A 14,479-nucleotide genomic window follows, 5' to 3' on the forward strand; every position below is an offset into this window, starting at 1 on the left:
TTGTTCAAATATAGGAAAGTATATTATTTCGCTAACTTTCTCTATCTTACTATCTTACTACGCGAAACGTTAGCTTAGCCAACTGAGGACGACTTAAGCCGTTTACGCTTGGCTCCTAGCCTTCATAGCTTATTTGGCCTCAACCGTGAATGGTACGATAAAGGTTTTGCCGCCACGTTGGAATTGACCCCATATTTTATAAAGACCAGGCTCAGGAAAGCTTGTAGAAAACGCGGCTGTCGGACCGCTTCCATTATCATCTGTCGGATGAACATGCAAATAACGGCTAAGGCTCTTATTTAGGATGACGACATGTCCGATCGCGCCCAAATACGGTTCTAGATCCGTTATCGGCTGCTGCGTGCTCGCATCGCTTAATTTGAAGGTTAGATCGACATCCTCGCCTGCTTGGAAGGTAGATGCTTCCAGCGATACAGTTATACCATCCAGCGTTTTGGTCAGCTGTTCGTCCTTCACTATCGGCTCTTGCGATTCATCGCTCCCTGCTACCTTCAGTCTGGATGTAACCGTCATTTGCGAAGATCCCGTGGGAATAAAGTCTGCAAACAGCTTATAGGTTCCGCTTTGAGCAAAGGCTGCAGCAACCTCGAATTTGCCTTTTCCCATATACTCAGGATGGATGTGCATGAACTCCGACATATCCTGACTGACTAATATAAGATGCATCAGCTTCTCATGGTTGACGTCGTACTTCTCTATGGGTTTACCCGCTTTGTCATACAGAAACAATTCAATCTTCGTTTCTTCCCCCGGCTTAGGCTGTTCAGGTGAATAACGCCATTCCAAACGTACGTCTGCTGCAGGAGCCTCCTCTACATCACCGTGATTGCTATGGTTTGCTGTCGCATCACGGTTTGCAGTGCCATTGTCCCCTGCAGCAGAATGTCCGCTGTGCTCATTTGCTCCGGAGGAATGCTCTGAATGCTCATCACCCTTTGCTGCGTTGCCGCAGCCCGTTGCGAGCAACGCCAGCATTATAATAACTGCAGCAGTCGTACGGCTGCGCTTGTTGATCTTCCCTGCCCATGACCTATTCAACCCATTCATCGCTATTTACCTCATCCTCTGCAGCCTAAGCGCATTCAATACGACCGAAACCGAGCTTAAAGCCATTGCAGCCCCTGCAAGCCACGGTGCAAGAAAACCCGCAGCCGCAATCGGTATTCCGATTACATTATACGCCAGCGCCCAGAATAAATTTTGTTTAATATTCATCATCGTAACACGGCTCATACGAATCGCATCAGCAATACTATTCAAATCGCCGCGCATCAGCGTAATATCCGCCGCTTCAATCGCCACATCGGTCCCGCCGCCAATTGCCATGCCGATATCAGCGACCGCCAATGCGGGAGCATCGTTCATACCATCGCCAACCATAGCCACCTTGCGGCCCTCTGCCTGAAGCTCCTGTACCGCCTTCGCTTTCTGCTCCGGCAGCACCTCGGCAACTACACGTTCAATGCCAACTTCCCGAGCAATTGCCTGCGCAGTACGCGCATTGTCGCCTGTAAGCATGATAACCTCAAGCCCCATCGCTTTCATACGGTCAACCGCATCGGCCGAGGTTTCCTTAACTGTATCCGCCACTGCGGTCAGTCCCGCATATTGACTATTCACAGCAATAAGCATGACCGTCTTTCCTTCTGATTCCAGCTTCAACTGATCAGCTGCTGCCGCACTTATGTTTACGCCATGCTTCTCCATCAAGCGCCTCGTACCGATAAGCAGCTGCTGTTCTTCCACCACAGCTTCAATGCCAAAGCCTGGAACGGCTTCGAATCGCTGAACCGCCGGCAGCTTAATTAAGCGAGCCTTAATGCCTGCGACCAGCGCCTCTGCAACCGGATGCTCAGAGCTGCTCTCTGCTGCTCCAACCCAGCCAAGCAGCTGTTCTTCATTGAAGCCTGCTGCTAGCTTAATGTCTGTTAACTCCGGTTTGCCTTTCGTTACAGTGCCTGTCTTATCAAGAACAACGGTATCAATACGATGTGTATTTTCTAAATGCTCCCCGCCCTTGAATAAAACGCCAAGCTCAGCCGCTCTACCCGATCCAGCCATAATGGATGTTGGCGTTGCAAGCCCCAACGCACATGGACAAGCGATTACAAGTACTGCGATTGCCTTCTCGAGCGCATGGCCGAGATCCCATGGTTCTATTATCAAATACCACAGCGCAAATACAATAACTGCCAGCAGAGTTACAATCGGCACGAATATGCCAGATATCCGGTCAGCTACCCGTTGTATAGGAGCTTTCGAGCCTTGTGCATCCTCGACTATTTTAATAATTTGTGCAAGCGCCGTCTCCTTGCCAACCTTTGTCGCTTGCATCCACAATGCACCATTTTTGTTAATCGTTGCACCGATCAATAGATCGCCTTGGCGCTTCTCGACAGGCATGCTCTCTCCAGTCAGCATCGATTCATCAACCGCAGATATCCCTTCCTGCACGATACCGTCGACAGGAATTTTTTCGCCTGGCTTTACTAGCAGAATGTCTCCTGCTGCAACCTCCGCTGTCGGTATATAAAACTCAGTTCCCTCACGAATAACAAGCGCGGTAGGAGCCTGCAAGCCAAGCAGCGTCTTAATCGCTTCCGATGATCTGCCTTTCGCCAACGCCTCAAGCAGCTTGCCGAGCACAATCAGCGTAATCAATACAGCGCTTGTCTCATAATAAAGCTCAACCTCGTGAACGCCATGCCCCGACGGGGTCAATGTTCGAATCGTCTCATACAGACTATAGAAGAAAGCCGCAGACGTGCCAAGCGCAACAAGCACGTCCATATTCGCAGACTTGCTGCGAAGTGCCTTGTACGCTCCCACATAGAAAGGCCAACCGATAATAAACTGTACGGGAGCCGCCAATCCAAGCTGAAACCACGCATTCATAAACAGCATCGGCACAGGCAAGAAACTTGTCAAAGCGAAGTGAGCAGCCATCGCCCACAATAGCGGCAAAGACAAGATTACCGCCAAGCTAAGCCTAAGCTGCTGCTTTCTTATCTCTTGCTTCTTATAATCAGCTGCTGTTTCGCCTGAATCTTCCGTTTGCACAATCGTCCCGAACCCTAGATCGATAATCTTCTGCTCCAGCTTAGTGTCATCCGTCAGCAGAGGGTCATAATGCACCGATGCCCGCTCCAGCGCTAGATTCACATTCGCTTCGACACCATCCATCCGATTAAGAACCTTTTCGATTCGATTAGCACAGGCCGCGCAGGTCATGCCTGTTATTTGAATTGTCGTTTGTGTTTTGTTCACACTCTGTCACCTGCCACCAACATACCCTCATGGGGTATATATTATTGTAAAAAAAGAGAGGCTTCACTCAGCCTCTGCCCGCATCGTACTCAACTACTACGTTAAACGACGTCGTAACCTTGATCCTCAATCGCCGCTTTAACCGCTTCGATCGTAACTTTGGCCTCGTCGAACTCAACGGAAACCTTCTTGCTTGCCAGATCTACTTTGCCTACCGCTCCTGCCTGACCTACTGCTTTCTCCACTGCGCTTACGCAATGTCCGCAAGTCATTCCCTCCACTTTCAATACTGCATTTGCCATGATAGTATGCCCCTCTCTTACTTCATTAGTTTGTTTACTGTAACAAGCAGCTCATCGATCACTTCACTCTCGCCTGCTTGAATGCGTTCAACAACACAGCTTTTCAAATGTCCTTCCAGCAGCAGCTTGCCTACACTGTTCAAAGCGGACTGTGCAGCAGCGATCTGATTAAGCACGTCGTCGCAATACGTATCCTTCTCGATCATTGCCTTAACCCCGCGAATTTGTCCTTCAATCCGATTCAGACGTTTCGTTAAATTGTCTTTCATCTGTGCCGAGTGATGGCTCTTGCGCGGTTCTGCCGGATCGTGGCATGCCATTCCGGCATGCTCATGGACCTCATTGCCTGCTATGCTTTCATTCATTATCTATACCTCCATGGGGTATCTGCCTCTGATTACACAATAACATACCCCATAGGGGTATGTAAATAACATTATTTTGTTTGTGTAATGATGTGCTGCCACTATGATTATAGGAGACAATATGCTACGATCCTCATAAACGCTGTAAAAATTACCAAATCGGAGGAAGTACACCTTATGGATTATTATGCACATGTCAAATGGTTCACAGACGTCATAGCTGAGAAAGAACCGATCGCCGCCGTTATCTCACCTTTTTTCATGACGCTGGCAATATTTGTGGCGGTCTTGCTTGCCGTATTAACTCAATTGCTGCCCAGGCTCTCCAAGTCAAAGCTCTCTACCCGTATCGACAGCGAGCTTGATAAGCTTAGAAAATACTCGATGCATATACTCAAATACGGAACGGCTGCAGCCCTTATTATCCAAGCAGCCTCTGGCACACGATTCGCGCTTGAATTCGATCTGACCAGCGGGTGGCAAACCATTCTCATGTGGGCTGCTATTGTTCTATTGCTTATTCCGCAGCACTATGCAACCAAGCTCGGTGCACTTGCTCTGCTAGTCTTGTTCATTGATACCGGGATTGAAGCAGGATTATTCCATATGCTTGATTACGGCTTCTATCTAGCCATCATTGGCGTCCTTCTCCTGGAGAGAACGAAGGAGTCAAGATGGGCTTTCCCGCTGCTCTACTTAGGTACCGGACTATCGCTGTGCTGGGTAGCCGTTGAGAAATGGATCTACCCTTCTATGGCGGAGGACATCATTGTCAATCATCATGTGCCTACGTTTGGCTTCGAGCCCGCTGTATTCATCGTCATGGCCGGCTTTATCGAATTTGTCGTCGGTTATTTGCTAGTCGTCGGTATCCTGAACCGGCTGTTATCCGTCGTGCTGACCCTTATCTTCATCTCTACGACGATGCTGTTTGGAATGACGGAGCTTGTCGGACATTTCATGATCCATATCGTGCTGATTCTATTTATTATCGAAGGCGCCAGCTTCTATAAGCCGCCCGTCTCCATGCACCGCACAGTAATCGACCAAATGGTATTCGTATCGCTCAACTTTATTTTCGTATTGGCAACCTTTGTGCTCATTTATTATCGTTTCGCCTAGGTAGTAGCATGAATCATACTACCAAGATCTCTTGAGCTGGCAGCAAAAAATGAAGGATTAGACTGATTATCTTTATTCCGCTCGGCTCTTCGAATGGTCATACCCTTAGACGCCATACGATAAGTTGAGATTGACCTTAGAAATTGAAACAGCGACAGCCAAGGACGAGAAATCTAGTCCTAGACTGTCGCTTTTTTATTGAAGAAAAGTTTCCGTTAATTCCATGTTAGATGGTTTCACCATACTTTTATATTTCCTTATCTGATTGAACCATGAGGAAGTACAGCATGGACACCTCGAACGCCATTAACAATCTGTGTAATTCTTAAATCAACGACTAGACTTGCTAAAGCTAGAGCTTCTTTACGTTCAAATCCAAAAATTTCTTTCATAAGGGTTAACATGCCTTCTAGAGCGATTATGGTTGCTTCATTTAAATCTTCATGAAAGCCCATTGTTATCCATGCCGTAAGCGTTTTTGCTCGCGGCATAGTTGGAAAAATATCTTCTCGCACAGAGAATGATAGATCCACCAGTTCCATTGGACACTCTAACGCTGGACTTCCTACTTCACCATCACCTTGTATGGCATGACCATCACCGACTGAAAATAATCCCCCTGAAACAGAAACTGGAAGATATAAAGTGCTTCCTGCGATCAATTCTTTACAATCTATATTTCCGCCACAAGAGCGGGGAGGGAATGTTGAATGAATCCCTGGTTCATCAGGAGGCATCCCCATTACTCCCATAAAGGGACGTAATGCTACCTTGTGTCCTTTATCGCTTGTTCCTATCATTGATGTTGCGTTTAACTTCCAATTAAGATGAAATTCCTCACCATCTGCAATACCTAAGCTTTTATTTATAGGACTGGGAAACCCACCAGCACTATTCCATCCCCATGATCCAGGATGAATTTCGTTAATTTTTATTTCAAGTACAGTACCAGGCTCAGCTCCACGAATAGCAATAGGTCCACATAGAGCATGACCACCATCGCGAGGACGTTCCCTCGGTTCGAATCTTTTACGCACACCCGGAGCTGAAAATGGCTCCAGTCCCCATCCTGCGTCAAGAGTGCTGTATCGAACAGCATCCCCAGAATCAATTGTTAATATAGGTTCAAATTCGCGTGAGAAAGAGCCGTGCAATGTAGATCTTTCAGGGTTAATTGAATAATGGACCTTTATTTACCCTCCAACAATGTAATCCCTTTCATTCACATTATACTTGAAGTATTTGGTTGATTTTCATAGAAATTATGTGTTAATTGTGAAAAATCAAATCGTTTCCTTGTTTAGTATGACAACCCGTTAGGATCCCTATAGAAAGTTAATTTTGCGTTTTGCACAAAAAAGAGTTAGAAGTTCGCATAATCATTGAAATATCCTCCCTGCTAGCGAGGCTATATAGTTGTAGTCACGTTGAATGTTATACAGCTTTTGTAACCAGTCACATACTAAGAGGACTAACCTTCTCTATCCTTGTTAAGATCACCACTAATAGGAAGGAAAATGAAGGGAAATGTCGAATTTTATAATTTTAGCATTTAATGACAAGTGGAGGTAATAACATGACCCGATCAACAGAGAATTATGAGCAAATTTATGCCCATGTAGAAACATATATTGGTCCTATCGAAGGGGTATTTCGGGAGATCATTTCGGATAACCTATCGATCGACATTATAGTGGCGGCTCCAACTTCGAAACGAAATTGCTATACATTCGTTACTTATGGAATGAGCGAATTACCAATGACCGTTCCAGAAGGGGCAGAAGAATACCGTTACGCTGAACTTATGATCTGTTTGCCTCCAACTTGGAAAATCTCAGACGAGGACTTCAAAGATGAGCGGAATTATTGGCCCGTCCGTGCTCTAAAAACATTGGCGAGATTTCCGCATGAGTACCATACTTGGCTTTACATGGGGCATACCCTTGCGAATGGCGAGCCGGTAAAGCCTTACAGCGAGGGCACGAAATTTCAAGGCATGCTGCTTTCTCTTCCAGACGTTGAAGATAAAAGGGAATTTTTCAATTTAACGATCTCTGATGAAAAAGTCATACACTTCTTCACATTAGTCCCCATATATCAGGAAGAAATGGACTATAAACTCAAAAACGGTATGGAGGCATTATTCGCAAAGCTCAATAAGATCGGTACGGATGATGTCGTTAACTTGAACCGCAAAAATACTTGCAAAAAGGTTTTCGGACTCTTCTAACCTGCTCTCAGCAAAAGCGATAGACCTGAGCCAAAACAAAAAACGGCTATGCATCACGCGATGCAAAGCCGGTTTTTTTCATATGGTTCTAGTGAATACTGCCCTTGCTGAACCCGCCGCCCATTACATCGGAGACATGCTCAATGGCAATAAACGCGTTCTCGTCAATGGATTGCACAATCGACTTTAGCTTCGCCAGCTCGAGACGAGAAACGACGCAATAGATCATCTGCGTCTCATCCTTCGAGTAGCCACCGCGTGCTTGAATCAAAGTTGTACTTCGTCCCAAACGGTCAATGATGGCCTGAGAAACCTCCTCGAACTCCGAGGATATAATTGTAACCGATTTGGACTCATCAAGACCCTCAACGACTATATCAATTAACTTAATCGCGATATAGTAAGTAAACATCGAATACATAGCTGAATCCCATTCGAATACGAAGCCTGCCACAACAAATATGACAACGTTGAATATCATAATAATTTGTCCAACCGGCATACGCAATTTTTTGGAAATAAGAATAGATACAATCTCCACACCGTCTAGCGAGCCGCCGAACCGAATAGCAAGACCGACACCTGCTCCAAGAATCAATCCGCCGAACAGCACTGCCAGCAGCTTCTCTTCCGTGAAAGCTTCAACATGATGCAGAAGCGAGGTTGTAATCGACATGACAATAATACCGTAAAGCGTAGAGATCGCGAACGTTTTGCCAATTTGCTTATAACCGAGGATGAGAAACGGTACATTCACAATAAACAAGTAAACGCCTAGGGGCAGTGGCGTCAAATGGGCAAGCATGATTGAAATACCGGCAATACCGCCATCGATTACGTTATTCGGTACGAGGAACAATTCCAAGGCTACGCCCATTAGAACCGATCCGATCGTAATGAATACAAATCGTTTAAAAATTTCTAAAGATGATAACCCCTTATGTACCTTTGCCAACAGTTCAACCTCCGTCTATTCTTGAGTCTACTTTTGACTTTAGCACAAAAATAGGATTTATTCAAAAAGGATTCGATGTTGTTTCCCCTCAATAAAAAGAACTGCCTCTGGCGGCTTTGTCACCACAGGGCAGTTCATCTTAGGTGGAGCATCGAGTTACCAAGCGTTACTCAACGTAACCGGCAAGTCCCTTGTCCATCAAATAATCCATCTCGGCATCAAGAATCGATTCCACGACGAGCTCATTCGACTTCACGTCCGGACGACTGAGCACATAATCGACAAGCTCGTCGCCGTCGATTTCTACCTCGCCGTTTTTGTCTTCCTTCGCATTGTTGATGAAAGCCTGCTCATGCTTCAATACCAGCTTAATCAACTGCTCGTCTGCCTTTGTTTCGCTTGCTATATGGTTCACAAGCTCCTGCTCATTCAATTGCTCACTCATCATCTGTCATCTCCTAATCGTAGCGCTCGTCTCATTGTACCACAATCATTTGGCCATTATGAGCACAGCAAGTTAAGCCTTTTGTAAAAACGTGTGACTATGCAGCTTATAATAGAGTCCTCGCCTTGCTAACAGCTCCTCATGACTGCCTCTCTCCATAATCTTACCATCTTGAACGTACAGAATTTGATCCGCATGCCGTATCGTACTTAACCGGTGGGCAATAACGAAGCTTGTTCTTCCGCTCAGCAGCTTCTTCATCGCTTCCTGAATTTGCAGTTCAGCCAGCGTATCCACGCTGCTCGTCGCCTCATCTAAAATAAGCAGCGCGGGATCGCCTAATACAGCACGTGCAATCGTAATCAACTGGCGTTGACCATGGCTGATATTGCCGCCTTCTGCCGTCAGCAATGTCTCATAACCTTGCGGAAGCTTCGCGATAAAACTAGCTGCGTTAGCCTGCTCGGCCGCTGCTTCCACCTCTTCGTTCGTTGCATCAAGCTTGCCATAGCGTATGTTATCACGAATCGAGCCCGTGAACAGATGAGCATCCTGAAGGACGATGCCAAGCTGACTACGCAAGCTATTTTTATCAACCTCGCGAATATCTTTGTCGTCTATTCGTATTTGTCCGCTCTTCACTTCGAAGAAACGTCCAATTAAGTTAATAATCGTGGTCTTCCCCGCTCCCGTGGGCCCGACCAAGGCAATTGTCTGTCCTGGCAGGGCCGTGAAGCTGATGTCGCTGAGTGCCGCTGTCCCATCCTTATACTCGAAGCATACATCACGGAATTCAACCTTGCCGTTAATTGCACCTAGCTCCGCCACACTTTCGGCAGCGTCATATTCCGACGGTACCTCCATCATCTCGAACACTCGCTCCGCGCCGGCGATACCGGATTGAATCAAATTGTACTGGTTAGCAACCTCATTCAATGGGCCGCTGAATTGTCTCGAATAACCTAGGAAACTTATAATAACACCGACGCTTGCTTGGTCATGTACAGCGAGCCAGCCTCCAACGCCTGCAATGATCAAATAGCTGATATGGCCGAACACATTCATGAACGGTCCCATTGTACCCGAATAGATTTGCGCCTTAATACCGACCTTCTTCAGATTCGCATTCGCGGCACTGAATTGCTCGGCCATTCGCTCCTCCTGATGAAACAGCGCGACTACCTTCTGACCGGAAACCGTCTCCTCGATAAAGCTGTTAAGTGCTCCAAGCTCCTGTTGCTGTGCCTTGAATTGTCGCTTCGTTACCTTGGCAATACGCTTCGATACAAATACAATAACCGGAATCACGATTAGTGCTACAAGCGTGAGCCAGCCATTAAGCAGCAGCATCATCGTGAATGAACCAATAAGCATAATGACGCTCGAAATCAATTGAATCAAGCTTTGATTGAGCGTGTTCGTTACGTTATCAATATCGTTAGTCGTGCGGCTCATCAGCTCGCCGTGACTTCTGCTTGCGAAGAAGGGAATAGGCAGCTTCTGCAAATGACTGAACAAATCTTGCCGCAAGCCCCATACTGTTCGCTGCGATACCTCTGCTAAGAAAAAAGCCTGCAGCCAGCCAACTAAGCTTCCAGCTGCATAGACCGCCAGCATAAGCAAGCATAGCTGGAGAAAACCGTCATACTGCTTGGCTACGATATAATCGTCTAGTGCTTTACCAAGCAAATACGGTCCGGCCAGTGTAAGCCCCGCGGCCACAATCGTCAGCATAATGACCGTAATCAGCTTAGCCCGTTGATGAAGCAAATAATGTCCGATTTTTTTGAGCGTTGACCATGTCTGATTCATTTGTTAAGCTCCTTGCTGGGATAAGGCCATTTGTTGGTAGAGTTTGCTTGTATGAAGCAGCTCTGCATGTGTGCCAATCGCCGTCATTCGACCTTCCTCAAGCACAATAATTCGATCAGCTTCTTGAACCGAGGTAATCCGTTGTCCAATAATGAAACAGGTGCTGCTCTTCATGATCGCTTGCAGCGCGTTCCGGATCAGCAAATCAGTTTGAGGATCGACAGCACTTGTGCAGTCGTCAAGAATAACAATCTTAGGTTTAAGCAGCAGCGTCCTCGCAATCGACAATCGCTGCTTTTGACCGCCCGAGAGATTGACGCCTCGCTGGCCAAGCAACGTATCATAGCCATCCGCAAGCTTCATAATGAAGGCGTGCGCCTCTGCAGCCTTTGCAGCTTCTTCAATATCCTGCTGGCTCGCTTGCGGATTGCCGAAGCTGATGTTCTCACGAATCGTACCACTGAACAAATGAGCTTGCTGCAGCACCATACCAATCTGGCCTTGCAGCTCCTGCGGAGTTAGCTCGTTAACCGGACGCGAGTCGATGCTGATTATGCCCTTTGTGGGCGTATAGAAGGCCGGAATGAGGCTGACCAACGTCGATTTTCCCGCCCCATTCACGCCAACGATTCCAATGGTTTCTCCAGGCTCGGCCGTAAAATCGATATGGTGAAGCACTGCCGTGTCTAGTTCACCCTCATAACTAAAACTCACTTGATCAAAGCGGACCCTGCCTCCCGTTATGGGCTGCGGCTGCTTTCCAGATTCCAAGGTCCCGCGCTGCTCGTCAGCGGGAAGCTCCAGTACTTCGTTAATGCGATCCGCAGATGCTTTGGCCCGAGAAATCGCCATCAGTTGGTTGCCGAGCCCTAAGGTAGAGAATAGCAATTGTGTAATATAGGTTAAAAAAGCGGCAAGGCTTCCGACGGATAGACTGCCTTTCTCGGATAACATACCTCCATACCATAACGCTGCAACGATACTAATGTTGAGGATAATGGACATAAGCGGCGAATTAAGTGCTACGATCTTAGCCGCTTTCAAGCTCGCATGCAGCAAGTTCGAATTCGTTTCACTGAAGCGCTGTTCCTCGTAATCCGAGCGAACGAATGCTTTCACCACTCGGATACCCGATAAATTTTCCTGCATCACCGTATTTACCTGATCAAGCCGCTGCTGCATCAAAGCGAATAATGGAACCGTAATTCTTGTCGTGACGAATAAGAATGCAGCGAGCAGCGGAATCATTGCAAGTAGAATGACAGACAGCCGTGGACTGATCATAAACGCCATAATCAAACTGCCGACGATAATGAACGTATCACGCGCAAATACGCGCAGCAGCAACAGCACAAGGTTCTGGATCTGGGTAATATCGCCAGTCAGGCGCGTTACAATGGAGCCTGAGCCTAGGCGATCCAGGGAACGGAGCGATAAGCTCTGTATTTTGCGGAACAACTCCTGCCGCAGATCCGCCCCGAAGCTCAAGGAAGCGATCGTCGCGAATACCGTACAGCCTACGCCTGCAAGTAAGCCAACCAGTGCTGCAATAAGCATCTTAGGCGCTGTACCCGTAATTGCTCCCAGATTCCCTGCTATGATGCCATCGTTCACAATAGCCGCCATGAACCTCGGCTGCAGCAAATCCATAACTACCTCAAGCAGCATGAAGAGCGGCGCCAACACAGCGGGCCATTTGTATTTCTTTAGAAATCTAGCAAGCTTCAACATCGCGTCACCTTACTCTCTTGTTGTTTGGGGAAACACAAATAAAGAGGGCAGCGCTTCACGCACCCTCTTGTTCGTTCCATTATAACATCCCTTGGGCCATCCAGTGTGTGAAAAAAGCCGTTCCCTTTGAGAATAATGATTTTCAATGACCGACGACTCGTTTCTATTGGAATAACTATTACAATGAAAGAGTTAAAAACGGTGCGTGAATGGTTGTGGTTATTCAGTTAGTGGGACTGCTTGAAGATTGTTCATCAGCTCCCAGCCAATGTTTCACTTGATTATCCATCTCCACTCGCAAGTCATTTATGTGCCCAGCATCTCCAACTATCATTTTCAAGTATTTCTCGGGGAACATTTTTTTCAAAGAGGACTGATATAAATCCCCATCTTCGGGCTCAATGTATTCGACTACAGCATATCCAGATGCTTTTTTTTGCAAACGAATCACAGCAGGCAGCGAATGTCCTGCTTGATTTTCTAGCCCCGAGGATTTGTTGTAGCCACCAAAATAAGAATGCATATAGACACTTAGGATGCCATTTGATTCGCTGGTACCATATACGTGATGAACCTCAAATTGCTTTTCCGTGTTGAAGTATATAGCGGAGTTTTTTTGAATAATGTGATTTGATATCGCTACATTTATCTCTTCAGAAATCGGATTTGCTGACTGATTCTGTTCGGATGCGATAGAATTCACTCTATCGCCACTCTTATCAGAAGTAATACTCTCACCCGCCTTACAAGCACTAAGTACGCAAGCAATCGAAATCATAAATATCATCATTTTAACCTTCACAGAAGTCCTCCTTATAAATCCTATTACAACATCATCACTTCGCTTACTTATATTGCCAAATGAGTTAAAAAACATTAACTATATAGACTCTATGTCTATCGTTTAAGTTGCATTTTGGGACATTTTATTCATTAAAATGTTTACAATTATCGCATTCCCTATCATAAGCTAATTCATGCCTACACCTTAGTTCACTTACTTGGAATATTATTATGCCTACCCAAATTATAGACGGCCTTATCCAAAACTTTGAACTCGATCATCTTTTTAAGTCATGAGAAATCAACCGGATTACTTCACACAAAAAAAGAACAGCTGCCTTAACATACTGTTCCTTCTACAGCATTTAATTGTCACGTTCCAGCAAATATCTGCCTGTAAACTGATCGGTAATCAACACGTTCGTATAGCCGCCTCGCAAGGCACCGTATATCCCATTTACCTTTTTGGCACCGCCAGCTACTAGAATGGACTTTTCCTTGCGCTTCAGCTCATCCAAGCTAATGCCGATCGTACGCTCATTAAGCTCCTCAGAGCATATCGCACCTGCTGCATCAATATAACGCGAGCATATATCTCCTGCTGCCCTTGAACGAATAACGTCCAAATCAGATTCCGTGAAATAATTCGCCCGTATCAGCACAGAGTCATCCGTCGGCGCTCCTACCGTTACGACTGCGATATTGGACAGCTTCCCCAGCTCCAAAATGTTACGAATATGCCGATCAGATTCAATCGTCCGTTTCACGACCTCGTGATCCACTAACGCAGGCAGCGGAATAAAGTAAGGGATCGTGTGAAACGCCTTGCCGAATAAATGAACGATCTCATACGCATACGTATTCGTTTCCGAGTGACTGACACCGCCGTTCAGTTGAACCACCTTCACATCACGAACAGGCTTATCCTTCAATTGTGTAGCCATCTGAAAGAGGGTCGTTCCCCACGTTGTCGCAATAATATCACCGTCTCGCACCGTTTCGTACAAATACGAAGCTGCTGCTTCGCCAATATACCGTTTCACAATACCGTCCTCGTATTGGGGAACAGAGACGATAACGACCTTCTTCAATCCAAACTTGGATTGCAGCCGTTCAGCAAGCATAAAGTTGTTCTCATTCGGATGAACGATTTTGATTTGGACGTAGCCTTCATCCTTTGCCTGCTGTAAAAATCGAGATATCGTAGGGCGAGACACTCCCAGCTTCTGTGCGATTTCCTCTTGGTTGTAATTCAGCTCATAGTAGAGCCTCGCCACATCTATCATCTTGCTCAGCTTCTCATCCATTCGATCATCCGCCATCCAGGCTCCACTCTTTCTATATCAGACTATCCGATCTCCTTAATTCCACACAAACTATAGCAAAACAGCATGAAAAATACAACAACTCGATCCACCCTGCCATTGAAAAATAAAACGCCCCGCC

General features: G+C 46.3%; 12 protein-coding genes and 2 pseudogenes. 2 read left to right on the forward strand and 12 right to left on the reverse strand.

Annotated features, from left to right (window positions below; genetic code table 11):
* Nucleotides 1–129: 129 nt before the first annotated feature.
* From FGT79_RS18035 to FGT79_RS18050, 5 genes and pseudogenes are all read right to left on the reverse strand, one after another.
* Nucleotides 130–1,068, reverse strand: a complete 939-nt coding sequence (locus FGT79_RS18035) for a hypothetical protein (protein WP_138754215.1) — start codon at nt 1,066–1,068, stop codon at nt 130–132.
* 6 nt (nt 1,069–1,074) lie between these two features.
* Nucleotides 1,075–3,042 (reverse strand): annotated as a pseudogene (locus FGT79_RS18040) (copper-translocating P-type ATPase); the annotation flags it as partial.
* Between the two features lie 104 nt (nt 3,043–3,146).
* Nucleotides 3,147–3,261 (reverse strand): annotated as a pseudogene (locus tag FGT79_RS32590) (cation transporter); the annotation flags it as partial.
* 128 nt (nt 3,262–3,389) lie between these two features.
* The gene (locus tag FGT79_RS18045; RefSeq protein WP_138754216.1) at nt 3,390–3,590 is read right to left on the reverse strand and encodes a copper ion binding protein; all 201 of its coding nucleotides are present in this window, start codon (nt 3,588–3,590) and stop codon (nt 3,390–3,392) included.
* Between the two features lie 17 nt (nt 3,591–3,607).
* Nucleotides 3,608–3,910, reverse strand: coding sequence for a metal-sensitive transcriptional regulator (locus FGT79_RS18050; protein WP_138754430.1), 303 nt, complete (start codon nt 3,908–3,910; stop codon nt 3,608–3,610).
* 222 nt (nt 3,911–4,132) lie between these two features.
* On the opposite strand from FGT79_RS18050, the gene FGT79_RS18055 reads away from it, so the two are divergent.
* On the forward strand, nt 4,133–5,077 hold the full coding sequence (locus FGT79_RS18055) for a DoxX family membrane protein (RefSeq protein WP_138754217.1): 945 nt from the start codon (nt 4,133–4,135) through the stop codon (nt 5,075–5,077).
* 257 nt (nt 5,078–5,334) lie between these two features.
* On the opposite strand, the gene FGT79_RS18060 is transcribed toward FGT79_RS18055, so the two are convergent.
* Nucleotides 5,335–6,231, reverse strand: coding sequence for an acetamidase/formamidase family protein (locus FGT79_RS18060; RefSeq protein WP_246096482.1), 897 nt, complete (start codon nt 6,229–6,231; stop codon nt 5,335–5,337).
* Nucleotides 6,232–6,653: 422 nt separating this feature from the next.
* Here FGT79_RS18060 and FGT79_RS18065 point away from each other — a divergent pair, with 422 nt between their 5' ends.
* Nucleotides 6,654–7,307, forward strand: coding sequence for a suppressor of fused domain protein (locus FGT79_RS18065; protein WP_138754219.1), 654 nt, complete (start codon nt 6,654–6,656; stop codon nt 7,305–7,307).
* Nucleotides 7,308–7,395: 88 nt separating this feature from the next.
* On the opposite strand, the gene FGT79_RS18070 is transcribed toward FGT79_RS18065, so the two are convergent.
* From FGT79_RS18070 to FGT79_RS18095, 6 genes are all read right to left on the reverse strand, one after another.
* Nucleotides 7,396–8,262 carry a YitT family protein gene (locus tag FGT79_RS18070; protein ID WP_138754220.1) on the reverse strand — a complete coding sequence of 289 codons (867 nt, stop codon included), beginning with the start codon at nt 8,260–8,262 and terminating at the stop codon, nt 7,396–7,398.
* Between the two features lie 166 nt (nt 8,263–8,428).
* Entirely contained in the window at nt 8,429–8,707 is a 279-nt protein-coding gene (locus tag FGT79_RS18075) for a hypothetical protein (RefSeq protein ID WP_138754431.1), read from the reverse strand.
* A 72-nt stretch (nt 8,708–8,779) separates the two neighbouring features.
* A complete protein-coding gene (locus tag FGT79_RS18080) occupies nt 8,780–10,519 on the reverse strand; it encodes an ABC transporter ATP-binding protein (RefSeq protein WP_138754221.1) in 1,740 nt (579 codons plus the stop codon).
* A 3-nt stretch (nt 10,520–10,522) separates the two neighbouring features.
* The gene (locus FGT79_RS18085; protein WP_138754222.1) at nt 10,523–12,250 is read right to left on the reverse strand and encodes an ABC transporter ATP-binding protein; all 1,728 of its coding nucleotides are present in this window, start codon (nt 12,248–12,250) and stop codon (nt 10,523–10,525) included.
* Nucleotides 12,251–12,473: 223 nt separating this feature from the next.
* Nucleotides 12,474–13,052, reverse strand: a complete 579-nt coding sequence (locus FGT79_RS18090) for a hypothetical protein (protein ID WP_138754223.1) — start codon at nt 13,050–13,052, stop codon at nt 12,474–12,476.
* Nucleotides 13,053–13,398: 346 nt separating this feature from the next.
* Entirely contained in the window at nt 13,399–14,355 is a 957-nt protein-coding gene (locus FGT79_RS18095) for a DNA-binding transcriptional repressor DeoR (protein WP_246096483.1), read from the reverse strand.
* Between the last annotated feature and the right edge of the window lie 124 nt (nt 14,356–14,479).

It is taken from the genome of Paenibacillus sinopodophylli, from assembly GCF_005930355.1.
Taxonomy (GTDB): Bacteria; Bacillota; Bacilli; order Paenibacillales; family Paenibacillaceae; genus Pristimantibacillus; species Pristimantibacillus sinopodophylli.

Excerpts from the sequence above, each read along its gene's own strand:
- FGT79_RS18065 (WP_138754219.1), top strand. The coding sequence starts at position 6,654 with ATGACCCGATCAACAGAGAATTATGAGCAAATTTATGCCCATGTAGAA.
- FGT79_RS18095 (WP_246096483.1), bottom strand. The coding sequence starts at position 14,355 with ATGGCGGATGATCGAATGGATGAGAAGCTGAGCAAGATGATAGATGTG.
- FGT79_RS18050 (WP_138754430.1), bottom strand. The coding sequence starts at position 3,910 with ATGGCATGCCACGATCCGGCAGAACCGCGCAAGAGCCATCACTCGGCA.
- FGT79_RS18085 (WP_138754222.1), bottom strand. The coding sequence starts at position 12,250 with ATGTTGAAGCTTGCTAGATTTCTAAAGAAATACAAATGGCCCGCTGTG.
- FGT79_RS18045 (WP_138754216.1), bottom strand. The coding sequence starts at position 3,590 with ATGGCAAATGCAGTATTGAAAGTGGAGGGAATGACTTGCGGACATTGC.
- FGT79_RS18075 (WP_138754431.1), bottom strand. The coding sequence starts at position 8,707 with ATGAGTGAGCAATTGAATGAGCAGGAGCTTGTGAACCATATAGCAAGC.
- FGT79_RS18055 (WP_138754217.1), top strand. The coding sequence starts at position 4,133 with ATGGATTATTATGCACATGTCAAATGGTTCACAGACGTCATAGCTGAG.
- FGT79_RS18035 (WP_138754215.1), bottom strand. The coding sequence starts at position 1,068 with ATGAATGGGTTGAATAGGTCATGGGCAGGGAAGATCAACAAGCGCAGC.
- FGT79_RS18080 (WP_138754221.1), bottom strand. The coding sequence starts at position 10,519 with ATGAATCAGACATGGTCAACGCTCAAAAAAATCGGACATTATTTGCTT.